This is a genomic window from Planotetraspora mira, assembly GCF_016863275.1.
Classification (GTDB): Bacteria; Actinomycetota; Actinomycetes; order Streptosporangiales; family Streptosporangiaceae; genus Planotetraspora; species Planotetraspora mira.
Genome location: NZ_BOOO01000034.1, coordinates 205,142 through 228,996, shown reverse-complemented (window position 1 = coordinate 228,996; position 23,855 = coordinate 205,142). Strand labels below are relative to the sequence as shown.

Here is a 23,855-nt window from a genome sequence, read left to right as displayed (position 1 = left end):
CGAGGAGCACCCATCATGACGAACCTGGCCATCGCGGCGAACGGGCTGCGCAAGTCCTACCCCGACAAGAACAGCGGCAAGGACGACGGCGTTCAAGATCAACTCAATGGTGGTTCCAGGCTCATGTTGGCTGCCCCCTAAATGGTTTGCCCGCAGATGGCTCGCATTGCGATGCTCGGCTGAGCCGGAACGGAGAGGAACCGCAAAGTGGCCGTCACCGCATCCAGCAAGCCGTCCGAGCCCGAGCCGCAGGTCCGCGCGGCGGCCGGCGTCCTCCGCGGCGGCCGGGAGGCGGGCCTGGCGGTCTTCCGCGGCATCCCGTTCGCCGAGCCGCCGGTCGGCGCCCTCCGTTTCGCCGCGCCGCAGCCGGTCCGCAGCTGGGACGGTGTGCGCCCGGCGGTCGCGTACGGCCCGCCGCCCCCGCAGTCCAGCGTGCTCGGGGTGTCTCAGGACAACGCCGGCGACGACTGGTTGACGGTCAACGTCTGGACGCCGGAACCGGATCCGGCGGCGGGGCTCCCGGTGATGGTGTGGATCCCCGGGGGCGGTTACGCCATCGGCGACTCCAGCCTCCCTGAATACGACGCCGGGCACCTGGCCGGGAGCGGAGCCGTGGTCGTGACCCTCAACTACCGCCTCGGCATTGAGGGTTTCGCGCAGATCGGCGGAGCCCCGGGCAACCGGGGACTGCTCGACCAGGTCGCGGCCTTGCAGTGGGTGCGGGACAACATCCGGGTGTTCGGCGGCGATCCGGACCAGGTCACGGTCTTCGGGCAGTCGGCGGGTGGTGGATCGGTCGCCGCGCTGCTCGCCATGCCGCGCGCCGCCGGGCTCTTCCGCCGGGCGGTCGCGCAGAGCGTGCCGGGGACGTTCTTCTCCCCCGAACTGGCCGCCGACGTCGCCGCCGCCTGTGCCGCCGAGTTGGGAGTACGGCCCACGGCGTCCGGTCTGTCGGCGGTGGCCCCGGCCCGGCTGCCCGCCGCGGGCGACGCGGTCTTCGCCAAGATGGTCCAGTGGCGGGAGCGCTGGGGGCAGATCACACACCGGCCGATCCCGTTCGCACCGGTTGTCGACGGTGACGTCCTGCCGGCGACCCCATGGCAGGCGCTGGCCGGCGGCGCCGCCCGGGACGTCGGACTTCTCGTCGGGCACACGCGTGACGAGCACCGGTTGTTCAGCCTGATCGACGGCGTGCTCGGCCAGGTCACGCATGAGCAGACCGAGACCGCGCTGCACATGCTCGCCCCCGGCCCGGACGGCGCACGCCGGTACCGGGAGGCGTTCCCGGCCGCGGCCGATGAGGAGCTGTACGAGCTGGTCAACGCGGACTGGTTGTTCCGCATGCCGAGCCTCCACCTCGCCGACGCGCAGATCGCCGGCGGCGGCCAGGCCCACCTCTACGAACTGACCTGGTCCGCCCCGGGATTGGACGGTGCCCTCGGCGCCTGCCACGGCCTGGACGTGCCGCTCGTCTTCGGCAACCTGAGCAGCGGGCAGACCGCCATGTTGATCGGCGACCCTCCCTCCCCGGTGGCGGAGGAGCTGTCCTCGCGTATCCGCAGCGCGTGGACGGCGTTCGCCGTTCAGGGCGACCCGGGCTGGCCTCCGTACGACGCCGACCACCGCCTCGCACAGCTCTTCGACACACCGTCGATGGTCACCGCCTACCCGGAAGAGGCCTCCCGGCTGCTGTGGCAGGACCACACCTTCCCGGCGCTCCCGCTGCTCGCGCGGTAACACGCCGATCCGCTTGGAAGGCGCCGGCCGGTGAGGAGCAGCGGAACTCCGGCTACCCGCGCCCGTCGGAGAGACACGGCCGCATGTCAGACCGCTTCCAGCTCGATCATCTTGAAGCTGAGACCCGTCGGGCTGACCGAGACTCGACGCCATCCCGAGGCGGCGAACAACGCATCGAATTCGGGCAGGTCACGCTCTTGCCCCGGCGACATGGCCAGCATGTGCATGTCGGCGAGCGGTTCGACGCCCGGGGCTCCGATCTCACCGATCACGTTCTCCACGACCATGGCACGGGCCCCCGGGCGGGCGGAGGCACGGCAGTTGCGGAGGATCCGTACGCACTGCTCGTCCGACCAGTCGTGCAACACCGCTTTCAGCAGGTACAGGTCGGCTGCCGGAACGGTCTGGAAGAAGTCACCGGCGACGGCCTCGAAACGGTCAGCCACACCATCCTTCTCGGCCTCTTGCCGGGCCGCGGCCGCATTGACCGGCAGGTCGAGGTTCAGGCCGCGCAGCGCCGGGTTCCTCTGCAGGAGGGCGCGTACGAGTGCTCCGGTAGCGCCGCCGACGTCCACCGCGACCGAGACGTTCGTGGTGTCGACCGTCGCGGCCACCAGCCGGTTCAGCTGGTCGGTGACGCCCGCCAGCGCGGTCGAGAACAGCGCGGCCTCCTCGGGCCGTTCGGCCAGGTAGGAGAAGAAATCGGTGCCCAGCACCGCCTCGGCCTGAGTGCCGCCCTTGCGGACGGCCTCAGGCAACCGCTCCCAGGGCCGCCAGTGCGACGGGCCGGCCCAGACCAAGGCCAGTTCCCGCAGTGTGTTCGGCACTCCCGACCGGAGCAGCTCGCTCATCGGCGTCCCCGAGAACCGGCGATCGCCCTCGTAGGCCACCAGGCCGAGCGAAGCACAGGCTCGCAGGAGCCGGTATGTGGTGCGCGGGTCGCTGGACTCGCGCTCAGCGATCTCTTCCGGGGTCAGTGACTCCGTGGCGAGATGATCGGGTATGGAAAGATCGACCGCCGTGCGGACGATCTGGGTCACCCAGTAGCCACTGATCATCTGCATGAGGGTGCCGACGACGGCCGGGGTGCCGGTTTCGCTCACCGAAGAGCTCACGGTCTCGGGCATAGGTTGATCACGTACCTTCGTTGTGGGGATTCGCGCGCACCGCGCGCTGTATACATCCGGCGAGGTTCTGGCAGATCAGCCGGCGCATGCGACGACCGCGGCAGCCGTACCGGCGATCAGCAGGCCGCCGGCGATTCGCACACTGATCACGAGTGCTGCGCCCCTTGCTCGTCCGCGACCTGAATGATCGTCTTGCCGGGCGTGCGGCGGTCGCGGGCGAACGCGGAGGCCGTTTCGGAAAGCGGTCGCACGGCGCCGACGATGGGGTTGAGCCGTCCGGCCCGGACGCGCTGGGCGAGGTCGGTCAGCCGCGCGCGGTCGGGTTCGACGACGAAGAAGACGGCTCGCCCGTCCTTGGGCTGCACGGTAGGCGGCATGGCGATGGTGACGAGGGTGCCGCCCGGGCGTACCAGTTGGGTCGATCGCTCGAGGATGTCGCCGCCGATGACGTCGAACACCACGTCCACCTCGCCGACGTGCTGCAAATCGTCGGCGTCCAGATCGAGGAAGGTCTGCGCACCGAGGCCGAGCGCGACATCACGGTCGTCGGCTCGGCCGGTGCCGATCACGCGGGCGCCGACCTCTCGCGCGAGCTGGACGGCGATCGAGCCGACGCCGCCCGCGGCGCCGTGGATGAGGACGGTCTGGCCGGTCGTGAGGTGGGCGTGGTCGAACAGTCCCTGCCATGCGGTCAGTCCGGAAATGGGCAGCGCGGCGGCCACGGTGTGATCGATGTCGGCCGCGAGGGGGGCGAGGTTACGAGCCTCCACCGCGGTGTATTCGGCCAGGGATCCGTTGCGGGCCCAGTCGGTCAGTCCGAACACCCGCTGGCCCACGGTGAGGCCGGTGGTTCCGTAGCCGAGCTCGACCACGGCTCCGGACAGCTCGTGCCCGGGGATGGTGGGTGTCCGGTCGCGGCCGGCGCGATCGGACCACGTTCCCGGCCAGTCGAGCTCTCCGGGGGTGAAACCCGCGGCGTGCACGCGCACGATGACGTCGTTTTCCGCAGCGTGGGGGTAAGGCATGTCGGTCAGGGTGAGGCCGCCGACACCCGCGTCACGGTCTCGTACGGTGATCGCTCGCATGCTCGAATCCTTTCAAGATCGTTCGCCGGTATGTCAGCTCGGCCAGGGCGAGCCGATGATGCGCTCGACCGTCGTCGTGCGCTGGAAGCCGGGGATGAAGTGCTCGAGCACGTCGGAGTTCACGGTGCCGCTCGTGGTCTCGGGGCGGTTCTTGAGCCCGTCGACGTAGGCTCGCAGAAACTCGTTCTTGAAGTCCCCTCGTGGGTGGACGGCGAGGATTTCGTCCAGCTGATCGTGTTCCAGGCCGTCCAGGCCGAAGCCGAGCACGTCGGTCAGGACGCCGAGTTGCGTGGTCGCGATTTCCGGGGCCATCCGGTCGGGGATGCCCGGCGTGGTGTGCAGCGCGATCGCCGTCCAGACGGTCTCGGCGGCGGCCGGCGAGAAACCCCGGTCCAGGAGGAACTTGCGCGCGTGGTCGGCGCCATCGACTTCGAAGCGCTGCTCGACGTCGGAAAAGGGAGTCAAGAGGCCGGTGTCGTGGAACATGGCCGCCAAGTAGAGCAGCTCCGGGTCCGGTTTCACCCCGAGCTTGTGAGCGTGAATCAAGCCGAAGAAGAAGACCCGCCGGGAGTGGTGGTAGATGAGGGGGGTGGTCGTCACCTGGACGAGCCTGGTCGCTTCGGCGACCGCCGCTGTCTCAGGAATCTCCAACCCCGCGATGACCTCTGGCATGACCCTCTGGCTTTCCGCGAAGTATGTCGGGCTGTGGACCGTGTGTCCGACTTCAATGCTGCCCACCGATCGGCGTGCGGCGCCGCCTTCGTCCGGCCAGGAATCACTCATATTCGGACAGGGCGAAGCCGCCCAGGGGCGGTCGGAAGGATGGCTTCGGCGCCCGCCGCCGGTTGAGCACCCCGCCCACGGGGGTCCCCGTGATCTCCGGTGACGGTGTGCTACCAATGAACGGTGTCCATGCCTCCTGCGTCGCCGACCCGACGGCGGTCGGTGCCGCCGGGGTCCGGCCATCACCGCGCGGATCCGGCTCCGGAGAGACCGGAGTGGTGAGCGCCGCCCCCCATCACGTCGGGATCCTCGTCTACGACGGAGTGACGTTGCTGGACGTCGCCGGTCCCGCGGAGGTGTTCAAGGAGGCGAACCGGTTCGGTGCCGACTACCGGATCGTGCTGCTGTCGCCGACCGGTGCGGGCGTCACGTCGAACCTCGGGGTCCGGATCGCGGTCGACGGCGCCGTCTCCTCGGAGCCGGCCTTCGGCACGTTACTGGTGGCCGGGTCCGACCTCTATCCGAGCGCCCGCGTCCCGGGCGACCTGGCGGACGCCGCGCGGATACCGGCGGCTGTGGCCGGCAGGGTGGCGTCGATCTGCACCGGGGCGTTCATCCTCGCCGCCGCCGGCCTCCTCGACGGCAAGCGCGCGACCACGCACTGGAAGGTCACGCACAAACTCGCCGCCCGGTTTCCGACGTGCCGCGTCGAGCCCGACGCGATCTACGTTCGCGATGGCACCACGTACACGTCGGCAGGGGTGACGGCCGGCATCGATCTGGCGCTCGCTCTCGTCGAAGAGGACCACGGGCCCGACCTGGCGCGCGACGTCGCCCGCGCCCTGGTGGTGTACATGCAGCGTGCGGGCGGCCAGTCCCAGTTCTCGGCACCGCTGCAAGGACCGCCGCCCCGCTCGCCGGCTCTCCGCAAAATCACCGACTTGGTGACGGCGAACCCCCGCGAAGACCACTCGCTCGGTGAACTCGCGAAACACCTCAACGTGAGCACCCGGCACCTCACCCGGCTTTTCCAGGACGAGCTGTCCACGACACCGGCCCGATACGTGGAAAGCATCCGATTCGACATGGCCAGGGCACTGCTCGACCAAGGACACACCGCGACGCAGGCCGCGACCCTCGCAGGGTTCCCCAGTTACGAAAGCATGCGACGGGTTTTCGCCAGGAAGCTGTCGATCAGCCCCACCGCCTACCAACGCCGGTTCAGCACGGCCCGCCGCGCCAACGCGGGTTGACCGCTGAGGAGGATCGGACCGCAGGCGGGGGTCATGACTCGGGTCCCGCTCGTTTTCCATGATCAGGTTACGTGCTCGTCCTTTGCAGTCAGCTCAGTCCTCGGCCTGCTTGGCTGCGCACAGCTTGGCCAGAGCGCTCTCGGACGGGCTGCCGGGTTCGGGTGCAGCGCTGAAGATCCGCAGATGAGGGAAGCTCTCGAAGCGCAGCGCCTCATGCCACACGTCGAACTGGCCGACTTCACTGCGGTACAGGCGTACGAACCCCGAGGTCCTGACCTGTACGTCGTGGCGAGCCCATAGCTGGCGGAATGCGTCACTTCCCCGCGAGAGCTCCTCAATGAGCTCGCGCAGCAGCGGGTCGTCGTGATTCGCACCCGCCGCAGCCCGCAGGTGGGCGACATTGGCCGCGGCCTCCTCTTCCCAGTTCCGCCAGAACTCGCGTGCCCCGGGGTCGAGGAAAGTCAGCCGGATGAGATTCGTGTTGTACTCGAATCCCTCGAAGATGGCGCGGGCGACTCGGTTTGTGGCCAGTATGTCCAACCGGCGGTTCACCACGAACGCCGACATCGGTTCCATGTACTCGATGAGGCGCAGCGCGTGTGGACTGACCCGATCGGCCCCGCAAGCATCCTTGTTCTCGGCTATCCGCGGACGCGCCAACGCGTACAGGTGCTCAGTGGCCGCAGCATCGAGGCACAAGGCCCCCGCCAGTGCGTAGAGCACCTGATCCGAAGGGTTGCGCTCCCGCCCCTGCTCCAGCCGCGTGTAGTAATCGACGCTGACACCGGCCAGCATCGCGATCTCCTCGCGGCGTAACCCCGGAGTCCGGCGATGGCCACCCGTACGGGTCAACCCCACCTGATCAACGGTGACGAGCCGGCGCCGAGCACGGAGGAACTCTCCCAGCGAACTATCCATCCCGTCCCATGGTAGGAAATGCCAGGTCAAAGGCGTGCAACGACACCTACCGGCGGGCCTTGCCCGGGGCCCCGATCGGATCTGTCAAAGATCCCGCGACAAGCCTTGTCTCCTGGGTGCGACATCCCCAGCCATGGCGGGCCTGCGGCGCCCTTCCTGCAAGTCATTTCGGACCCTGGCCCGCCCCGGATTCCACGCCGATTCCAGGCACCACCCGCCTCCTGGCCCCAGGATCATAAGCATGGGCGGTCTGCGTTGGTGGGTGCGGTCGTTACAGGGATGTCTCGGGGTTGACCGTGCGAGCGAGCCATTCAGTGCGGGTCCGGCGGGCGGCGGTCGACAGTCGGGCGTCGGGGAAGAGGGCGTCGAAGCCGTGGAAGCCACCCGCCCAGACGTGGAGTTCGGCCTGGCCGCCCGCGGCCCAGATGCGCGTGGCGTAGTCGACGTCCTCATCACGGAAGACCTCTGCGGAACCGGCGTCGATGTAGGTGGCGGGCAGGCCGGACAGGTCTTCGGCTCTGGCGGGTGAGATGTAGCCGGGAACCTGGTCATCGGTGAGGTCGCCGAGGACGGCGTTCCAGGCGAACGCGTTGGTCTCGCGGGTCCAGACGCCGGGTTCGCCGGAGTACTGGCGACTCGAGGTGGTGGCGTTGCGGTGGTCGAGCATGGGACAGATCAGCATCTGGGCGGCGATCGCGGGGGTGCCGCGGTCGCGGGCCATGAGGGCGACGCCTGCGGCGAGCCCGCCGCCGGCGCTGGCGCCCGCGACGACGACGCGGTCGGGGTCGATGCCGAGTTCGTCTGCGTGATCGGCGACCCACGACAAGCCCTGGTAGCAGTCCTCGACAGGGGTGATGCCGCCGGCCTCGGGCGCAAGCCGGTAGTCGACGGTGACCACAACGGCACTGAGCAGGTCGAGCCATTCCAGCGGGATGTCGATCTGCGAGAACAGGTCGCCCATGATCATGCCGCCGCCATGCATCCAGTAGACGCACGGAGCGCCGGGGCCGGCGTCGGGCGGGCTGAGGACCGTCATTGGAATCCGCGCGCCGTCGGAGCCCGGGACGGCGACCTCGCGCCGGTCGACGGCGCGGCCGTCCAGCAGGGTCTCGATCGGCGTCGGGGCCATCCGGCGCAACTGCGTGAGGATCTGCGGAGTGATCTCCGGGATGAGCGGCATGTCGGCGAGGAGAGCATTCAGTTCGGGGTCGAGAGCGGGGCGTGCGAGGGACGGCATGGGGATTCCTTCGGGACGTGTTCCGGTCAGAGGGAGGGGTGTACGGGCAGGGTCAGAAGGCCTTGCCGGCGACCGGCACGTAGTCGGTGTACGGGGATTGCGCGGCAACCAGATCCTGGACCTGGGAGACGATGGCCTGGGCGGCCTCGCCGGCGAAGATCCGGTGGTGGTCCTCCTCGCTGGTCCAACCCTCGGTGACGTGGACGACGTCGGGGTCGGACGCCGAACGGCACACGAGGTAGACGACGCAGTGCTCGCTCGCGGCCGGCTTGCCCTCGTCCAGGCCGGTCGACAGCAGGTCGACCAGCCGGTCACCCATGCCGGGCTTGGCGGTCAGGGTGGCGTTGAACCCATAGCGGACGTTCATGACAGCGCTCCTGTTCGGACAGATGCAGAATCCTCCCAACCAGGTGATCCTTCGCCACCCGGCCGGCGTCTTCGCTGATCCAATTCCACCCTGCCCAAGAGGGCAAAGGTAGAACGAAGCTCTCCGGCTCTTGCACGATCCTCTACTCATGTGGAATTCAGCCCGGGTTGCTGTGATGGAATCAAGGCATGGGATTCGATGAGCTTCGTACCCTGCTGGCCCGTCATGTCCGGCCCGATGAGACCACCGCGATCGACGGCCTGCACATCGCGAAGGCCGAACGGCCGGGCCCGCCGTCACCGACGATGTCCGGCACGGTGCTGGCGGTCCTCACTCAAGGCGCCAAACAGCTGATGGTGGGCGACCGAGTACATGAGTACCGACCCGGCACCTACCTGGTCGCGTCGGTCGACCTGCCGGTCACCGGCCACTTCGTCGACGTCAGCCCGCAGCACCCGGCGCTGGGAATGGCGCTCGTTCTGGAACCGTCCGAGATCGCCGATCTTCTCCTGCACGCCGGCCCCGGCGACCTCCCCCGCTCCCGATCGGGAGCACTACCGGGCATCGCCGTCGCCGACATGACAGCAGGCCTACTCGACGCTCTGATCCGCCTTGTGCGCCTGCTGGAATGGCCACGCGACCAGGCGGTACTGGCGCCGATGGTCAAACGCGAGATCCTCTGGCGGCTGATCACCGGAGAACAAGGCGGCGCCGTCCGCCAACTCGGCCTCGCCGACAGCAACCTGAGCCACATCACCCGAGCCGCCCGCTGGATCCGCGACCACTACACCGAACCCTTCCGCGTCGAGGACCTGGCCCGGCTGATCGGCATGAGCCCCTCAGCGTTCTACCGTCAATTTCAGACCGTCACCGCGCTGAGCCCCATCCAGTTCCAAAAGCAGATCCGCCTCCAGCAAGCCCGGCTCCTGCTCGCAACGCACCCCCGCGACATCACCGCCATCGCCCACCGCGTGGGATACGACAGCCCCTCCCAGTTCAGTCGCGAATACCGCCGCCAGTACGGCACCCCGCCCAGTCACGACGCCGCCCGACTCCACCACACCACCCCGACGCCGTGACTCCCCCACACACCGACATCGAGATCAGCGCGGAGTTGGTGCGGGATCTGCTGCACGATCAGCACCCCGACCTGGCCGATCGTCCTGTACGGCTCGGCGCACGTGGCTGGGACAACCAGCTATGGCGGCTCGGTGACGACCTCGCCGTCCGGTTGCCCTGGGCGACGCAGTCCGCGGACGCTCTGCTGCGCAAAGAGCACACCTGGCTGCCCGTCCTCGCCCCGCGCCTTCCTCTGCCGGTTCCGGTCCCGCAGCGCCTCGGCGAGCCCTCCGCTCTGTTTCCACGACCCTGGATCGTCACCACGTGGGTGCCGGGGGAGCCTGCCGACCGCTCCCCCGTCACACGCGCTGCGGAGGCGGCCGACGTCCTGGCCGCCTTCCTGACGGCTTTGCACCAACCCGCCCCCGATCAGGCGCCCGCCGGCCGGGACCGCGGAGGGCCGCTGGCCGACTACTCCGAGGGGTTCGTCAAGGGGCTCGCCTCGGCCACCGAGATGGGGTTGATCCCCGACCCGGACGCCGTCCGCGCGGTCTGGGACGACGCCGTCGCCGCGCCCGACTGGGCCGGCCCGGCGCTATGGCTCCACGGCGACCTGCATCCGGCCAACGTCCTCACCGCGGACGGCACCATCTGCGGCGTGATCGACTTCGGCGACCTCTTCGCGGGCGATCCGGCCGGCGACCTCGCCGCCGCCTGGAGCCTGCTGCCGGACGGCGCCGCCGACCGCTTTCATGACGCCTACCAGCCGGCCCCGGACGCCGCGACCCTGCGCCGCGCCCGCGGATGGGCGGTACGCCGCGCCCTCGGCGGCATCCTCATCGGGGAAGCCGGCGTCCGCGGCCGCCGAGGCGGCAAGGCCACGTGGGGCCCGCCCGCCCAGGCGGCGCTGCGGCGCCTCATCGCAACGGCCCATCGCTGATCGATCGGCTCTCCACCCGCTCGAATACCTTCGCGCCGGACCCCACCATGCTCGGCATGCTGGGGTCTGCCTGCCTGACGTGCCGCGCGAGCCGAATCGTCATCTGTCGTGATCAGGTGACTACGGGGTCAGGACGATCCTCCCGAAGACCTCGCCGGCGTCCATCTTCTGGTGTGCCAGCACGGCGTGCTCCAGCGGCAGCACCTCGTGCACCACCGTCTGGAGCTCGCCACGACCCGCGGCGGCGAACTGCTCCATCCTCACCGCACGTCGAGCGGACTCCGCCACCGTCGCGGCGCTGAAGGCGGCAAAGGACATCGACTTCTGGAATGCCGTCATCAACCTCGTGCCGAAGTCTGCCGGCGGCTGGCCACCGACCGCGCCGACAACCACGAGTCGACCGTTAGGGGTGAGCCTGTCGAAGAACGAAGGCATGTCTTCACCTGCTACGACGTCGATGATGACGTCGTAGCCCGGCGGATCGTCCGGCCCTCCTGCCCCCGAGCGGTCCAGCACGTGGGTCGCACCGAGGTCGCGCAGTCGACGGCCACGCTCAGGGGAGGAGGTGGTGACTGCCACGGCGCCGGCACCGCGGCGAGCCGCGAGCTGGACCGTCATGATCCCGATGCTGCCGGCCGCGCCGCGCACCAGCACGGTCTCGCCCGAAGAGAAATGAGCGTGGGAGAGACCGAAATGGGCCACCACCCCGGAGCTCCCGAGCGTCACGGCGTCGACAGCGGAAAGGCTCTCCGGGAGGGGCACGACCTCTCCGATCGGCGCGATCGCCTGCTCGGCGTAGCCGCCGCCCGTACCGGTGAACGCCCACACGCGCTGACCCACCCATGCGGGGTCGACGCCATCGCCCACCGCGGTCACCGTCCCCGCCACCTCGCCGCCTGGGACATGACCTTCCCGGAAGCCGTAGGCCGCGAGAGCACCACTTCGGACCATGACGTCGACACCTCCGACGGCGATCGCCTCACTGGCGATCAACACCTGTCCCTGAGCAGGAGCCGGTTCAGGGATGTCGATGACCGCCAGCCCCTCGGGACCCCCGAACTCCTCGATCGCGACTGCCTTCACTGTCGTCCCTCTTCGTGAGCTCGATCAAAGCCGCAGCCAGGCGGCCTCTAGTTGCATGGGACGCTAACGGACGCCGGCGTCCGTTTAGCTAAAGTGAGAGAGTGATCGACGATTTGCCTCAGACACTGCGTTCGGACGCGCTGGACAACCGCGAGCGCATCCTCGACGCGGCTCGGGCACTGTTCGCCACCGAAGGCATGGACGTGCCGATGCGCGAGATAGCCCGGCGTGCCGGGGTCGGCCCCGCCACCCTGTACCGCCGCTTCCCCACCAAGCAGGCGCTGGCCACCGAGGCCTTCACCGAGCAGATGCATGCATGCAACACCATCGTCGAGGAGGGGCTCGCCGACCCGGATCCGTGGCACGGCCTGTGCCTCGTGATCGAGAAGCTCTGTGAGCTGCACGCACGAAACCGGGGCTTCACCACGGCGTTCACCTCAGCCTTCCCCCACGCCGTGGATCTCGCCGCGGGACGCGAACACGCACTCACCTCGCTCGCCGAGCTCGCGCGCCGTGCCAAGGACACCGGCCACCTGCGGCCCGACTTCGTCCTGGACGACCTCATCCTCATGCTGATGGCCAACGGCGGCCTGCACGCCACATCGACGAACGCCCGGGTTGCCGCCTCCCGCCGCTTCGCCGCGCTCGCGATTCGGGCGTTTCAAGCTTGATCCGCGATGGATCGCGGCAGAACCGGATGCATCCGAGCAGGTCAGTTCCGCTTGGAGAATCCGTGCTCGGCAAGGAGGACGGGCCTTCTCGGTGAGTGGTCGGTCAAGGCAGAATCTCGACGTACCCGTCGCTTCCGTGCACGCGGATCCGCTGCCCGTCGGGAATCAGCCGGGTGGCGTCCACCACACTGACGACGGCCGGCAGGCCGTACTCCCGTGCGATCACTGCGCCGTGTGTCATCAATCCCCCGACCTCCGTCACCAGGCCTGCGATGGCGACGAAGAGGGGCGTCCAGCTCGGGTCCGTGTGGGCAGTGACGAGGATGTCACCCGGTTCGAGATCAGCCTGGGCCATGTCCAGGATGACGCGGGCGCGCCCTTCGATGGTCCCGGCGGAGACCGGTAGGCCGACCAGGGCGCCGGTCGGCACGTCGTCGCGTCGGTACGCCCCGGCGACGGCCTCCCCGTCAGATGTGAGCACCCGGGGCGGCGTGAGCGCTTGGTACGACCGGAACGCGTCCTTGCGCTGCTGGATCAGCTTGTCATCCACCTGGTTGGTGCGTACGACGTCGTGGAGCTCCTGGAACGTGAGGTAGAAGACGTCCTCCTTCTCGGGGAGCACGTCGGCCTGCACGAGGCGCTCGGCCTCTTCGAGCAAGGCCTGCTTGTAGACGAAGTAGCGGCTGATGATGCCGTACTTCGGGTACTCCCGGTAGCCGATGAAGGTCCGGACCCGGTCGATCATCCGCTTGGTCTCGTCGGCCTTCTGCTCCCCGTCCGGCAGTGCCCGCAGGCGTTCGAGCACCTCCTGCGCCTTCTTCCGCGCCTCCTGCCGTCCTTGCTCGAAGCGCCGCTCGGCGGCGCCCGGCTCGAAGTTCCTGACGTTGTCGAGGATCACGGGCACGAGCGTGGTGGGGCGTTCGCGCCAACGCGGCCTCGTGATGTCGATCTCGCCGACGCAGCGCATGCCGTACAGGTCGAGGTAGGCCTCGATGGCGTCGCGCGATTCGGTCCCGCCCGCGAACTTCGGCAGCTCGTCCAGGAAGCCGTCGTCCTCGACGCCCCGCAGGAACGCCACCACCTCCGGATTCGGGCGGATGACGTCGGCGACGTCGAGCAGCGCCAGTCCCATCTCCGACGTGACGTTGCCGGGGGCGGACAGCGTGAGGGTGTCGGCCGCGTTCTTCTCGCCCAGCCATTCCTGCAGCCGGTCATTGAGCCACCAGGTGGCCTCCATCCCCGCCATGATCGCCTGCATGTTCAGCGGATCACCGAGGACTCGCTTGTGCTCCTGGAATGCCTCCAGCAGGAAGTCGAACAGCGCCGGTCCGGTCTTCGTCCCGATGTCGCGCCGCAGGGCGGCGATGGAGGCCTGGCTGCGCTCGATCAGCTCGGTGACGATGGCCGGATCGGTCTCGATCGGGGCGGACGCGCCCCCGGCCGGCGGCCCGGCGGGGTCGGTCTCCGGGAGCGCCGGGACGAAGTCGTGGTGGTCGAGGACGGTCTCCAGCGCGTCTCTGGTCAGCGGATCGGATCTCCCCACCATCTCCAGGAAGCCGGCGCGGCTCGCGGGCGAGGCCAGGCGCCGGGTGGCGTCGACGAACAGCCTCCCCCCGGCCTCGTGCATCGGCGCCATGGCCGTTAGCTGCCACATGGAGAGCCCCAGTGGCTTCATGGGGTCGGTCATCATCTGCTGATGACCGACGGAGAGGTAGATGTGGTTCTCCCGGTCGCGGGCCGCGGGGATGGGGAACAGCGTGGTGATCGGCCGGCTCTGCACGATCTGGAAGTCATCGCCGACCAGGCACCATTCGATGTCCTGCGGGCGGCCGAAATGCGCTTCGATCCGCCGCCCGAGCTGCACGAGCCGCACGACCTGCGCATCCGTCAGCGCCGGCTGCTCCTGCCGCTGCGGGTCGATCGCCACTTCCCGCGTCCCGCCCGCCGGCAGGGCGTGGACGGCACGCTGTTTGGCGGCGACCGTCTTGGCGACGATTTCGCCGTCGCGCACCTTGAAGACGTCCGGGTTCACCAGGCCGGAGACCAGGGCTTCGCCGAGGCCGAAGCCGGCCTCCACGGTGGCGACCTTCCGGTTGCCCGTGACGGGGTCGGCCGTGAACAGGATGCCGGCCGCATCCGGGAAGACCATCTGCTGCACGACCACGGCCATGTGGACCTTCCGGTGGTCGAAGCCGTTCCGCAGCCGGTAGGTCACGGCCCGCTCGGTGAACAGCGACGCGCAGCACCGGCTGACGTGCTGGAGGACGGCCGCCGGCCCCACGACGTTCAGGTACGTGTCCTGCTGGCCCGCGAAGGAGGCCGTCGGCATGTCCTCTGCCGTCGCGCTGGATCGCACGGCATAAGCGGCTTGCTCGCCGAGCTGGGCGAGCGCGCGGGTGATCGCCGCCGCCAGATCGCCCGGGATGGCGATCCCTTCGATGGTCCGGCGGATCTCCGCGCTGAGCGTGCGGATCGCCTCCCGGTCATCCGGGTTCAGGCGCGACAGCCGGTCGAGCCGTTCGTCGATCGACGGCGCTTCCGCCATGATCCGCCGGAAGGCGTCCGTCGTCACGCAGAACCCGGCCGGCACGCGGATGCCTTCGATCCGCGACAGTCCGCCCAGGTGCGCGGCTTTGCCGCCAACGACCGCGACCTGCGTCTCGTCGACCTCTTGAAGATCCAACACGTACTGCTCGATCATTGCGACACCTCCGAGGCAGCCGTGCTCCGTTGCACTGCGCCGGCCGATCGAATCACCGGCGCGTCGAGCTGTGTCGGTTTGAGGCTGCCGCCTCCCCCGTACATCGACAACACACCCACGTCGTGCCCCCCACTTCCTCGTCGGCGCTGTGTCCGGCCGCCGATTCTGCGGCACGACCCGGGTCTTGCCGCAAGCCCCCCTGTGCGCTATACGTTGGAAGTGGCAAGGAGCGAGATCTCCTTGCCTTTGCTTTTGTCGTCCGGCGAGCTGACCCGCCGACGACGGCCACGCCGCCGCGCAAGGATCGAGGCGGGATCGGGCACGATCCCCTCCGCGGCATGAGCGGATGCCGTCAGAGGCCGAACAGCGGCCGACAGGCAGCCGTCCCGTCGACCCTCACGGCGGGCCGCTTCTCCTGAATCCACCTCTCCCGGGTAAGCCGTAGGCGGTCGGATACGACAGCCTCGTCGCCGCGGGCATCAACTGAGATGCCGTCGTACTCATAGCCGAGCTTGCGGGACACGCCCTGAGAGGCATGGTTGTCCTGGAACACCTCGGTGAGTGCGGCACGTGCGTCGAGGTGGTCGAAGGCCAGCGTCAGCAGGCCGACCCGAGCCTCGGTTCCGTAGCCCTTGCCCTGGTGTTCGATTCCCAGCCACGCGGATGTCGTGACCTCCCGAACAACCGGGAAGTCACGCGCTCGAAGCGTGACCACGCCGAGCGGGTCTCCACCGCGGAAGACCCCGAGTCCGAGCCGCCATGCTTCCACGCTCCAGCCTCCAAGCTTGCCCCAGTGTTCCTGCAGCACGAACCGGGCCCGATCCTCGGGGCTGCCGTCGGTCCACGGTGTCAGGAACGGACGCTCGCCCGCGCGGTGCACGCCCCTACCGGCGAGGTGAGCAAGCTCCGCCAGTTCCTCTTCACGGGGCAGGCGAAGCTCGAGTCGGGGCGTGAAGATGGTGAGGCCGTATTGGGGCCACAGATTTGCAAGCATGGACTCGATCCTGACGATCAAGACCCCCGCCGCGCCACTTGTTTGCTGAGCCGGCCCCAAAGCACCTCGCGGAGACGAGTCAGGTGGTGATGGCAGCTCCCGGACCAGGCAGGATGTCGATGCCGGTGACGTCCATGGGACGGTCGCACACGGAACAATGCAGCTCGACGTGGCCGATCTCCCCGCAGGCATGGTGCCGGTACAGCACCGGCGGCCCGGCCTCGCCTGCCGTCCAGCGGTCGCCCCACCGCACCATCACCATCAGCAGGTCACACAACTCGGTCCCTTTGACGGTGAGCGCGTACTCGTACCGGGGCGGCCGCTCCGAATACTGCCGCCGTTCCAGCACGTCGTTGTCCACGAGCCATCTGAGCCGCTCGGTCAGCACCTTCCGGGAGATGCCGAGGCTCTGCTGGAGGTGGTCGAAGCGGCCGATCCCCACCATGACGTTGCGCAGAATCAGCGGCGACCATGGCTCGCCGATCACGTCCAGTGTGCGCGCAATCGAGCAGGCCATGTCGCCGAACCGGGTTCGCTGCATGAGCTCGATGATAACCGAGAGGGTTCCTTGAGGAGACGGACCTCTGCTAGCGTTGGCCGTCGTAAGTTCCCTTAAGAGACGCACAAGGAGCTCGCGTGAACCGTCCCCCTGTCGTGTCGACACAGGAATGGCAGGCCGCGCGCGAGGCGCTGCTGGTCAAGGAGAAGGAGCAGACCCGAGCACTGGACGCGCTGGCCGCGGAACGGCGCAGGCTGCCGATGGTCCGCCTCGCCGACGGCTACCGCATGACCGCGCCGGACCGCTCGACGGTCGATCTGCCCGGCCTGTTCGAGGGGCACCGCCAGCTGGTGATCTACCACTTCATGCTGGCCCCGGGGCAGGACTGGCTGTGCACCGGCTGCGCCACCTTCACCGACAACATCGCCGACCAGTCTCACCTCAACGCCCGTCACACCCGGCTGATCATGATGTCCCGCGCGCCACAGGACGAGATCGACGTCCTACGGCGGCGGACGGGCTGGACCGTGCCCTGGTACTCGGCCGGCGACGACTTCTACGACGACCTCGGGCTCGGCAACGGTTTCGGGCTGAGCGTGCTGCTACGCGACGGCGCGGAGGTCTTCCGCACCTACTACACCAGCGGTCGCGGGGTCGATCGGCTCCGACTCGACTTCAACCTGCTCGACCTCACGCCTTATGGACGTCAGGAAGAGTGGGAGGACTCCCCCGAGGGCTGGCCGCAGGACCCGACGATGAGCTGGCTCCGGCCGCGCGACGAATACCCCACACCGCCGCGGCCGTGACTCCCTCCCGCCCTCGAACCGCGATCCCTGACCGCTTGCCCAGGAGGCAGCCATGGCACGCACCCTCACCGCCCCCGAGCGCGAGCACTTCCTCGCCCTACCGCACGTCGGCGTCCTCAGCGTCGCCGCGGACGACGGCCGTCCCCCGCTCACCGTGCCCGTCTGGTACACCTACACGCCCGGCGGAAACCTGACTTTCTTCACCGGCACTCAAGGCCGGGTCGCACGCAAGACCCGGCTGCTCCAGCGGTCGGGGACCCTGAGCTTCTGCGTGCAACAGACCGAGTTCCCCTACAAATACGTCACGGTCGAGTGCACGGTGGTGGAGGAGGACGGGACGCCCTCGGTCGAGGAAGTGACGGCCATCACCTCCCGCTACCTACCACCGGACCTCGCCCGCGCCTTCGCCGAGGCCGAGACCTCCGACCCGGCCGGCACCTTCGTGCTGTTCACCGCGCGTCCCGACCGGTGGCTGAGCTTCGACTTCGCGGACGACGCGCGCTCCGGCTGAGCACTGTGGCGACGCCGATCATGTGGTGGTGCGGTCGGGCCCTCGTGGGACGGAGGGCGTGGTCTCGGCCAGCCGCTCTTGAAGGAAACGCTGTTCGGGCTCGGTCTGCGCGAGGTCGAGCGCCCGGCGGTACGCGTCGTGCGCCTCGCCGTCGCGGCCGGCGCGACGCAGGAGTTCGGCGCGGGTGGAATGGAAGTATCGGTAGTGGTCGAGGTCGAGACGGTCCAGGATGGCCAGGCCGGCTTCGGGCCCGTCGATCTCGGCCACGGCGACGGCCCGGTTCATCTCGACGATCGAAGAGCGGGTCTGCCTGGCGAGGGTCTGGTACAGCACGGCGATCTGCCGCCAGTCACGGGGCTGGTGCAGGTGCAGGTCGGCGATGGCCGCTTGGACCAAATAGGGCCCGGTGGACCTTCGTGCCATGGCCCGCCGCAGCAGCGCCCGGCCCTCGTCGATCTGCCGCTCGTCCCACAGGGCACGATCCTGGTCGTCGAGGGGGACGATCCGCCCGTCGCGCAGGCGGGCCGCTTTGCGCGCGTCGTGCAGCAGCATCAGCGCCAGCAACGCGAGCACCTCAGGCTCGTCCGGCATCAGGTCGGCGAGCGCCCGGCCGAGGTGGATCGCTTCTGCGGCGAGGTCGACGCGGCCGCCGCCCCAGCCCTGGTTGAAGATCAGGTAGACCACGGCGAGGACGGCCGCCAGCCGGTCGGGCAGTTGGTGATCGGGCGGCACGGCGAACGGGATGCCCGCGTCACGGATCTTGTGTTTGGCCCTGGTCAGTCGCTTGCTCATGGTCTCGAACGGGACGAGGAACGCCAGCGCGATCTCGTCGGTGGACAGGCCGCCGAGGGTCCGCAGGGTGAGCGCCACCTGCGCCTCGAGGGCGAGCGCCGGATGACAGCAGGTGAAGATCAGCTCCAGCCGCTCGTCCGGGATGGTGGCGGCGTCATCCATGAGTGCCTCCGGGGGCTGTGGCCCGGTCTCGATGTCACGGGCGAGCAGCTTCGTCTTGTCGGCCAGGACCTGCCGGCGGCGCAGCTGGTCGATGGCGCGGTTGCGTGCGGTCGTGATCAGCCAGCCGGTGGGGTTGGCCGGTTCCCCGTCGCGTGGCCAGCGTTCGGCGGCGATGGCGAACGCCTCGGCGGCCGCCTCCTCGGCGAGTTCGATGTCGCCGAGGATCCCGACCAGTGTGGCCAGCACACGGCCCCACTGGTCGCGGAAGACGGCGTCAAGCGCCACGGAAGCGTCCGTCGATGATGGGCCGCACCTCGATCGCGGTGCCGGGCCTGGTCTCCTGGAGCATTTCCCCGGCGATGGCGAGTGCCCCGTCGAGGTTGTCGGCCTCGATCAGGAACAGGCCGGCGAGGTACTCCTTGCTGTCGATGAACGGTCCGTCGGTCAGCAGCATCTGTCCTTCCTCGTTGTGCAGCGTCGTCGCCGACTCGTCAGCGTGTAGCCGTGCCCAGCCGGTGACGTGCGGCCGGTCGAGCTGTGCTGCAAGGGCACCCGGAATCGGGCGCGTCGCCCGGTCCGATTCCTCCGCCGAGGCGTAGGCCAACAACGCGTACTGCATGAGTCCTCCTGTCACGGGTCGATGCCGCGTCAAGTATCAGACGAACAGCGTCGCCGTGGACGGACAGCAACCGCCGGCCGATTTCTCCCAGCGGCGGTGTCCGTCTGGCGCGTGGCCGTTCGTCAGTGCTGCAGATCCCCCCAAGAGAGGGGGCGGCAGCCCGGGCCGACGTCTCGTCGCCGCCTGACCGAAGGGACCCACAATGCCTGACATCTTGCACCGCATCAGCATCGACGCCCCGCCGCAGCGGGTACACGACCTCATCGCCGACACCGACGGCATCGCCCGCTGGTGGACCGGGCGGCCGCTCACCGGTGAACACACCATCGGCTCCGGCTTCAGTGTCTACTTCGGCGACGCCGGGCGGCCCGCCGCCGTCATGCGGGTCCTGACCGACACCCCGGACGAAGTGGTGTGGCGGGTCACCGACGGACCCGACACCTGGATCGACACCCGGATCACCTTCTCCCTCCGACCCGCCGGCCAGGGCGGCACCACACTTCTGTTCACCCACTCCGGCTGGCAACGGGCCGGCGAATTCATGAGCGGATGCAGCACCAACTGGGGCGCCTACCTCACCAGCCTCAAGACCGGCGCCGAGACCGGCGCATTCGGCGCCTACCCGGCCGGCGAGATCAGCCGATGGGACGCGAAGCCGTCAGCATCGACGGATGGAGAGGGGCCGGCCTCGTCCGACAACATCGAGATCATCACGCGCTTCGAGCACGCGTTTCGCGCGGCCGACCAAGCGACGATCGACGAGCTCTGCGACCTGGGCCTGGTCGACCACAATCCAGCACCCGACCACGAGCCGACGCTGACCGGTTTCAAGCAGAAGGTCGCGGGCTTCAAGGCGATCTTCCCCGACCTGAAGGAAGACCTGCAGGACATCGTCGCCATCGGCGACACCGTCGCCACCCGGTGGGTCGTGACCGGTTCTCAGCAGCTGGAGTTCATGGGGATCCCCGCGGCCGGCCAGACGATCAGGGTCGAGGGCATGAACTTCTACCGCCTCAAGGACGGTCGCGTGACCGACATCTGGACGCAGTTCGACGGCGTCGCCATGATGCAGCAACTCGGCGCCATCCCGGCCTGACACTCGGGTCGGCTTCCAGGTGTGCGGGCGTGGACGGCGGGGCACGCGATCATCTGCGTCCGCCGTCTGCGATCCGCGCAACGCGCCAGGAAGTCGCCGACCAGCTGGCTGAGCGTTCAGGCGACGCGGGTGTCGTACGCCTCGCGATTGGCGAGCACCTCGTCCATGTGCGCCTCGGCCCAATCCTTGATGCCGCGCATCATGTGGTGGAGCGAGAGACCCAGGCCGGTCAGCTCGTATGTGACGGTGACCGGCACGGTCGCCGTCACGGTGCGGGTGACCAGGCCGTCGCGCTCGAGGGAGCGCAGCGTCTGGGTGAGCATCTTCTGGCTGACCCCGGCCAGCCGGCGGGCCAGCTCCGAGTAGCGCATCGCTCGCGGCTCGCCGACACGGTTGCCGCCGGAGGCGTGCGGGCCGTCGCTGCCGAGAGCCGCCAGGACCAGCGTCACCCACTTGTCGGAGATCCGGTCGAGTAGTTGGCGGCTGGGGCAGCGTGCCAGGAACGCGTCGTAGTCCGCCTGCGCCTGTGCCCGCTTCTGGGCTGCCGTCAGTGTCGGCATCGACTGCTCCTTCCTACCGGGCGGTGCCCTACGCACTCCGAGGTGCGTACTTCCTCATGGAGAGTTACCCCTCAATAGTGATGTGGGATGACCATCGAACACAAGCCCACAAGGAGCGAACCCATGAGCATGTCCACCTTCCGCACCGCCGTCGTGCGCACCCCGGGCGGACCCGGCTCGATCGAGATCATTGACGTTCCGGTCACCGAGCCCGGGCCCGGCGAGGTCCGGGTCGAGATCGCCGCCGCGCCGGTCAACCCCGTCGACCTCGGGGTCGCGGATGGCTTCTTCCACGCCATGGGGCTGATCGATCAGCCGGAGCGTACCGGCCTGGGTTGGGACTTCGCCGGCATCGTCGTGGCCACCGGCCGCGGCGGGGACCTGGCCGTCGGTACCCGGGTCGCCGGTCTGGTGGTCGGATTCGACCGCGACTTCGGCACCTACGCCGAGCAGCTCGTCGTGCCTGCCGCCGACCTCGCCGTCGTGCCCGACGGGCTCGACCTGGTCGCGGCGTCGACGGTGCCGCTCAACGGGCTGGCTGCGGCGCAGATCGTCGACCTGCTCGGCGACGCGCCCACCGGCGGTGACCGACTGCTGGTGACCGGGGCGGCCGGCGCGGTCGGAGGGTACGTCTCCGCGCTCGCGCAGGACCGCGGCTGGCGGGTGACCGGCCTGGCCCGAGCCGAGGACGAGGAGTTCGTCCGCAGCCTCGGCGCCGGCTTCACCACGCGAGCCGAGTCGGGCTGGGACGCGGTTGCCGACGGCGCCGCACTGCAGGAGCGGGGTCTCGCCCTGGTCCGCGACGGCGGGGCGTTCGTCGGCGTCCGGCCGAACGCCGTGCCGGCCGCGGAGCGCGGGATCACCGTAGCCACCGTGGTGACGCACCCCGACGGCCCGCGATTGGGCGACCTGCTCGCCCGCACCGCGTCCGGCGAACTGCCGGCCCGAGTGCACACGGTCGTGCCGCTGGACCAGGTCGCCGACGCCCACCGGGCCGTGGCGAAGAGCGGGGTCCGCGGTCGCTACGTGCTCCAGCCCTGACCGGCGGCTTCCAGCTCGACAATCGACCGGTCATGCCAATCGACCCGACCGGGGTGAGCATCCCCAGGGCGCTGTGGCGTCGTCGGCGGCCAATGGGCCGAGGTCGCTGACGGCCCACCCTGCGGTCAACGGCCGCATTCAGCCTTGGGCTCGACCGAACCCCTATCAACTATCATCACAAAGGCATCCTTTGCGATCAATGCGAGAACTCGAGCGCAAGGCTTCGATCCGACCAGGGCCGCGTACAGCGGCTTCGGCAGCTTGGGCTCACAGTGATCTATCGGCTCTGCCGAAGTTGTAGTAGTCAGAGCCCGGGGATCTGTTTGGGTCGTTGGCAACTTGACCGCGTGCGCCCACGCACTCACACGCCCTGCCGCCAGGCCGGAGCAAGGAGGGAACACGGTGTCCAGGCGCATGAGCACTCCGTCGGCGGCGCAGATCCGCTGGATCAACGCCGCCGCGATCTACGAGGCCATGCGTACGCGGGAGTCCTGCACTGCCGGGGATCTCATGACGGCCACCGGCCTGTCACGCCCGACCGTCCACACGACGTGCGACTGGCTCATCGCCCAGGGCCTCGTCGCCGAAGTGATCACCGATCTCGTCCAGGACGCGCAGCCGGGCCGCCCCGCCCGCCGCTATCAGATCAACCCCCGCGCCGGTTTCGTCCTCGCGCTCGACATCCGGGAGAGCCGGGTCACGGGGGCCGTCGCCGACCTGACCGGCGGGATCTGCGGCGAACTGTCGCGCGACATAGCCGCCGACCCGAGCCTGCGATCACAGGCAGCCGTCCACGGGCCGTCGATCGCCCACGACCTCGTCGAACTCGCCGGTATCGATCCTGGCTTGGTGTGGCAGGTCTGCGTGAGCATCCCCGCGCCCGTCCAGTCTCGCGAGTACGCCCCTTCGACCGCCGCCCAGTATCGGGCGGGCACCCGGGACGTGATCACCGAGCTCGAAGAAACCCTCCCGTGGCCGGTGGTCGCCGAGAACGACGCCAACCTGGCGATGATCGGCGAGCAGTGGCAGGGCGCCGCCCACCACCACGACAACGCCGTGCTCCTCGACGTGTGCGAGAACGGCTTCGGGGCCGGGCTCATCGTCAACGGCCGCCTCGTGCGGGGCAGCAAGGGCCTGGCCGGCGAGATGACGTCCGTCGACCTGCTGTCCGGAATGGGTCCCGCCGGAGGGGTGGCGCGCAAGGTGGCCCAACTCGGAGCCGAGGCGGTCCGCGACGCGCGCGACGCCTCCGGTGCGGGTCCGTCCCCGGCGGAGACGGGGGCGCTGTTCGACCTCGCGCACGGCGATCCCGAGCAGGTGACGGACGCGATGGTGTTCACCTCACTCGACGCCGGCGACCCCGCCGCCCGAAGAATCGCCGACCAGGTGGGCGCGATCGTCGCGCGTCCTATCGCGATGCTGGCCACGCTGCTCGACCCGGAGTTGGTCGTCATCTGCGGACTTTCGGCCGAGGCCGCCGACCGGCTCATGCCACCGATCGAAGAGCAGACGCTGGAGCTCTACCGCGGGCTCGCCACCCCGCCGCCGCGGCTGGCACTGTCGGCCCTCGGCACCAGGGCGACCGTCATCGGCGGAGTCCGCCGCGCGCTCAACGAGGTCGAGGGTCGCCTGTTCGGGTCGCCTCACAGCGAGCGCTGGCCGGGAACGACCCTTCGCGCCGCCGACGCCCGGTAGTCCCCCGGTCCACCCTCCGCTGACGCGCCTCGGCTTGTGATGCCTGCCGTACGCGTCTGATCCCGCGAGTGCGGGATGTCCCTCCCGGCCCCGGCTTACGGGCGGACTCGTATGACGCGGCCGCCGTCCGCGGGGAATGTTGGCCAGGCCGTCCTGACAGCCCCCTGGCCGTTCGCCAT

23 protein-coding genes are annotated in these 23,855 nt (G+C 69.3%); 10 read left to right on the top strand and 13 right to left on the bottom strand.

Features of this window, described 5'->3' with window-relative positions; genetic code table 11:
• Positions 1 to 207 precede the first annotated feature (207 nt).
• Positions 208 to 1,737 carry a carboxylesterase/lipase family protein gene (locus Pmi06nite_RS29000; protein WP_203956312.1) on the top strand — a complete coding sequence of 510 codons (1,530 nt, stop codon included), beginning with the start codon at positions 208 to 210 and terminating at the stop codon, positions 1,735 to 1,737.
• An 86-nt stretch (positions 1,738 to 1,823) separates the two neighbouring features.
• On the opposite strand, the gene Pmi06nite_RS28995 is transcribed toward Pmi06nite_RS29000, so the two are convergent.
• From Pmi06nite_RS28995 to Pmi06nite_RS28985, 3 genes are all read right to left on the bottom strand, one after another.
• Entirely contained in the window at positions 1,824 to 2,852 is a 1,029-nt protein-coding gene (locus Pmi06nite_RS28995; protein ID WP_203956311.1) for a methyltransferase, read from the bottom strand.
• A 158-nt stretch (positions 2,853 to 3,010) separates the two neighbouring features.
• Positions 3,011 to 3,949, bottom strand: coding sequence for an NADP-dependent oxidoreductase (locus Pmi06nite_RS28990; RefSeq protein WP_203956310.1), 939 nt, complete (start codon positions 3,947 to 3,949; stop codon positions 3,011 to 3,013).
• Positions 3,950 to 3,982: 33 nt separating this feature from the next.
• A complete protein-coding gene (locus Pmi06nite_RS28985; protein WP_203956309.1) occupies positions 3,983 to 4,621 on the bottom strand; it encodes an HD domain-containing protein in 639 nt (212 codons plus the stop codon).
• Positions 4,622 to 4,848: 227 nt separating this feature from the next.
• Between Pmi06nite_RS28985 and Pmi06nite_RS28980 the strand changes: the two genes are divergently transcribed.
• Positions 4,849 to 5,925, top strand: coding sequence for a GlxA family transcriptional regulator (locus tag Pmi06nite_RS28980; RefSeq protein WP_203956308.1), 1,077 nt, complete (start codon positions 4,849 to 4,851; stop codon positions 5,923 to 5,925).
• 93 nt (positions 5,926 to 6,018) lie between these two features.
• Here Pmi06nite_RS28980 and Pmi06nite_RS28975 read toward each other — a convergent pair whose 3' ends face one another.
• From Pmi06nite_RS28975 to Pmi06nite_RS28965, 3 genes are all read right to left on the bottom strand, one after another.
• On the bottom strand, positions 6,019 to 6,843 hold the full coding sequence (locus Pmi06nite_RS28975) for a helix-turn-helix domain-containing protein (protein WP_203956307.1): 825 nt from the start codon (positions 6,841 to 6,843) through the stop codon (positions 6,019 to 6,021).
• 271 nt (positions 6,844 to 7,114) lie between these two features.
• Positions 7,115 to 8,080, bottom strand: coding sequence for an alpha/beta hydrolase (locus tag Pmi06nite_RS28970; RefSeq protein ID WP_203956306.1), 966 nt, complete (start codon positions 8,078 to 8,080; stop codon positions 7,115 to 7,117).
• 52 nt (positions 8,081 to 8,132) lie between these two features.
• Positions 8,133 to 8,447, bottom strand: coding sequence for a putative quinol monooxygenase (locus Pmi06nite_RS28965; RefSeq protein ID WP_203956305.1), 315 nt, complete (start codon positions 8,445 to 8,447; stop codon positions 8,133 to 8,135).
• Between the two features lie 188 nt (positions 8,448 to 8,635).
• On the opposite strand from Pmi06nite_RS28965, the gene Pmi06nite_RS28960 reads away from it, so the two are divergent.
• Both Pmi06nite_RS28960 and Pmi06nite_RS28955 read left to right on the top strand, forming a co-directional pair.
• Positions 8,636 to 9,526 carry an AraC family transcriptional regulator gene (locus Pmi06nite_RS28960; RefSeq protein WP_203956304.1) on the top strand — a complete coding sequence of 297 codons (891 nt, stop codon included), beginning with the start codon at positions 8,636 to 8,638 and terminating at the stop codon, positions 9,524 to 9,526.
• Positions 9,523 to 10,446 carry an aminoglycoside phosphotransferase family protein gene (locus Pmi06nite_RS28955; protein ID WP_203956303.1) on the top strand — a complete coding sequence of 308 codons (924 nt, stop codon included), beginning with the start codon at positions 9,523 to 9,525 and terminating at the stop codon, positions 10,444 to 10,446. The genes Pmi06nite_RS28960 and Pmi06nite_RS28955 overlap by 4 nt, the downstream gene beginning before the upstream one ends.
• A gap of 120 nt (positions 10,447 to 10,566) precedes the next feature.
• Here Pmi06nite_RS28955 and Pmi06nite_RS28950 read toward each other — a convergent pair whose 3' ends face one another.
• On the bottom strand, positions 10,567 to 11,529 hold the full coding sequence (locus Pmi06nite_RS28950) for a zinc-dependent alcohol dehydrogenase family protein (protein ID WP_203956302.1): 963 nt from the start codon (positions 11,527 to 11,529) through the stop codon (positions 10,567 to 10,569).
• A 101-nt stretch (positions 11,530 to 11,630) separates the two neighbouring features.
• On the opposite strand from Pmi06nite_RS28950, the gene Pmi06nite_RS28945 reads away from it, so the two are divergent.
• On the top strand, positions 11,631 to 12,200 hold the full coding sequence (locus Pmi06nite_RS28945) for a TetR/AcrR family transcriptional regulator (RefSeq protein WP_239114267.1): 570 nt from the start codon (positions 11,631 to 11,633) through the stop codon (positions 12,198 to 12,200).
• Between the two features lie 103 nt (positions 12,201 to 12,303).
• Here Pmi06nite_RS28945 and rph read toward each other — a convergent pair whose 3' ends face one another.
• The 3 genes from rph to Pmi06nite_RS28930 all read right to left on the bottom strand — a co-directional run bounded on the left by rph (position 12,304) and on the right by Pmi06nite_RS28930 (position 16,436).
• Positions 12,304 to 14,901 (bottom strand): rifamycin-inactivating phosphotransferase, encoded by a 2,598-nt coding sequence (rph, locus tag Pmi06nite_RS28940; protein ID WP_203956301.1) that lies wholly within the window; start codon positions 14,899 to 14,901, stop codon positions 12,304 to 12,306.
• Positions 14,902 to 15,253: 352 nt separating this feature from the next.
• Entirely contained in the window at positions 15,254 to 15,895 is a 642-nt protein-coding gene (locus tag Pmi06nite_RS28935; protein WP_203956300.1) for a GNAT family N-acetyltransferase, read from the bottom strand.
• A 79-nt stretch (positions 15,896 to 15,974) separates the two neighbouring features.
• A complete protein-coding gene (locus Pmi06nite_RS28930; RefSeq protein WP_203956299.1) occupies positions 15,975 to 16,436 on the bottom strand; it encodes a winged helix-turn-helix transcriptional regulator in 462 nt (153 codons plus the stop codon).
• Positions 16,437 to 16,531: 95 nt separating this feature from the next.
• Between Pmi06nite_RS28930 and Pmi06nite_RS28925 the strand changes: the two genes are divergently transcribed.
• The gene (locus Pmi06nite_RS28925) at positions 16,532 to 17,200 is read left to right on the top strand and encodes a DUF899 domain-containing protein (protein ID WP_203956298.1); all 669 of its coding nucleotides are present in this window, start codon (positions 16,532 to 16,534) and stop codon (positions 17,198 to 17,200) included.
• A gap of 52 nt (positions 17,201 to 17,252) precedes the next feature.
• Positions 17,253 to 17,711 (top strand): pyridoxamine 5'-phosphate oxidase family protein, encoded by a 459-nt coding sequence (locus Pmi06nite_RS28920; protein WP_203956297.1) that lies wholly within the window; start codon positions 17,253 to 17,255, stop codon positions 17,709 to 17,711.
• A gap of 18 nt (positions 17,712 to 17,729) precedes the next feature.
• Here Pmi06nite_RS28920 and Pmi06nite_RS28915 read toward each other — a convergent pair whose 3' ends face one another.
• Together Pmi06nite_RS28915 and Pmi06nite_RS28910 are read right to left on the bottom strand one after the other, a co-directional pair.
• The gene (locus Pmi06nite_RS28915) at positions 17,730 to 18,950 is read right to left on the bottom strand and encodes an RNA polymerase sigma factor (protein WP_203956296.1); all 1,221 of its coding nucleotides are present in this window, start codon (positions 18,948 to 18,950) and stop codon (positions 17,730 to 17,732) included.
• Positions 18,940 to 19,284 carry a YciI family protein gene (locus Pmi06nite_RS28910; RefSeq protein WP_203956295.1) on the bottom strand — a complete coding sequence of 115 codons (345 nt, stop codon included), beginning with the start codon at positions 19,282 to 19,284 and terminating at the stop codon, positions 18,940 to 18,942. The genes Pmi06nite_RS28915 and Pmi06nite_RS28910 overlap by 11 nt, the downstream gene beginning before the upstream one ends.
• A gap of 202 nt (positions 19,285 to 19,486) precedes the next feature.
• Here Pmi06nite_RS28910 and Pmi06nite_RS28905 point away from each other — a divergent pair, with 202 nt between their 5' ends.
• Positions 19,487 to 20,380, top strand: coding sequence for an ester cyclase (locus tag Pmi06nite_RS28905; RefSeq protein WP_203956294.1), 894 nt, complete (start codon positions 19,487 to 19,489; stop codon positions 20,378 to 20,380).
• Positions 20,381 to 20,496: 116 nt separating this feature from the next.
• Here Pmi06nite_RS28905 and Pmi06nite_RS28900 read toward each other — a convergent pair whose 3' ends face one another.
• Complete coding sequence (locus tag Pmi06nite_RS28900) at positions 20,497 to 20,940, bottom strand: winged helix-turn-helix transcriptional regulator (RefSeq protein ID WP_203956293.1); 444 nt, start codon at positions 20,938 to 20,940, stop codon at positions 20,497 to 20,499.
• Positions 20,941 to 21,063: 123 nt separating this feature from the next.
• Between Pmi06nite_RS28900 and Pmi06nite_RS28895 the strand changes: the two genes are divergently transcribed.
• Positions 21,064 to 21,981: an NADP-dependent oxidoreductase gene (locus tag Pmi06nite_RS28895; protein WP_203956292.1), complete on the top strand. Its 918-nt coding sequence runs from the start codon at positions 21,064 to 21,066 to the stop codon at positions 21,979 to 21,981.
• 402 nt (positions 21,982 to 22,383) lie between these two features.
• Positions 22,384 to 23,676, top strand: a complete 1,293-nt coding sequence (locus tag Pmi06nite_RS28890; protein WP_203956291.1) for an ROK family transcriptional regulator — start codon at positions 22,384 to 22,386, stop codon at positions 23,674 to 23,676.
• Positions 23,677 to 23,855 lie beyond the last annotated feature (179 nt).

Excerpts from the sequence above, each read along its gene's own strand:
- Pmi06nite_RS28990 (WP_203956310.1), bottom strand. The coding sequence starts at position 3,949 with ATGCGAGCGATCACCGTACGAGACCGTGACGCGGGTGTCGGCGGCCTC.
- Pmi06nite_RS28985 (WP_203956309.1), bottom strand. The coding sequence starts at position 4,621 with ATGCCAGAGGTCATCGCGGGGTTGGAGATTCCTGAGACAGCGGCGGTC.
- Pmi06nite_RS28980 (WP_203956308.1), top strand. The coding sequence starts at position 4,849 with ATGAACGGTGTCCATGCCTCCTGCGTCGCCGACCCGACGGCGGTCGGT.
- Pmi06nite_RS28975 (WP_203956307.1), bottom strand. The coding sequence starts at position 6,843 with ATGGATAGTTCGCTGGGAGAGTTCCTCCGTGCTCGGCGCCGGCTCGTC.
- Pmi06nite_RS28970 (WP_203956306.1), bottom strand. The coding sequence starts at position 8,080 with ATGCCGTCCCTCGCACGCCCCGCTCTCGACCCCGAACTGAATGCTCTC.
- Pmi06nite_RS28965 (WP_203956305.1), bottom strand. The coding sequence starts at position 8,447 with ATGAACGTCCGCTATGGGTTCAACGCCACCCTGACCGCCAAGCCCGGC.
- Pmi06nite_RS28960 (WP_203956304.1), top strand. The coding sequence starts at position 8,636 with ATGGGATTCGATGAGCTTCGTACCCTGCTGGCCCGTCATGTCCGGCCC.
- rph (WP_203956301.1), bottom strand. The coding sequence starts at position 14,901 with ATGATCGAGCAGTACGTGTTGGATCTTCAAGAGGTCGACGAGACGCAG.
- Pmi06nite_RS28935 (WP_203956300.1), bottom strand. The coding sequence starts at position 15,895 with ATGCTTGCAAATCTGTGGCCCCAATACGGCCTCACCATCTTCACGCCC.
- Pmi06nite_RS28930 (WP_203956299.1), bottom strand. The coding sequence starts at position 16,436 with ATGCAGCGAACCCGGTTCGGCGACATGGCCTGCTCGATTGCGCGCACA.
- Pmi06nite_RS28920 (WP_203956297.1), top strand. The coding sequence starts at position 17,253 with ATGGCACGCACCCTCACCGCCCCCGAGCGCGAGCACTTCCTCGCCCTA.
- Pmi06nite_RS28910 (WP_203956295.1), bottom strand. The coding sequence starts at position 19,284 with ATGCAGTACGCGTTGTTGGCCTACGCCTCGGCGGAGGAATCGGACCGG.
- Pmi06nite_RS28905 (WP_203956294.1), top strand. The coding sequence starts at position 19,487 with ATGCCTGACATCTTGCACCGCATCAGCATCGACGCCCCGCCGCAGCGG.
- Pmi06nite_RS28900 (WP_203956293.1), bottom strand. The coding sequence starts at position 20,940 with ATGCCGACACTGACGGCAGCCCAGAAGCGGGCACAGGCGCAGGCGGAC.
- Pmi06nite_RS28895 (WP_203956292.1), top strand. The coding sequence starts at position 21,064 with ATGAGCATGTCCACCTTCCGCACCGCCGTCGTGCGCACCCCGGGCGGA.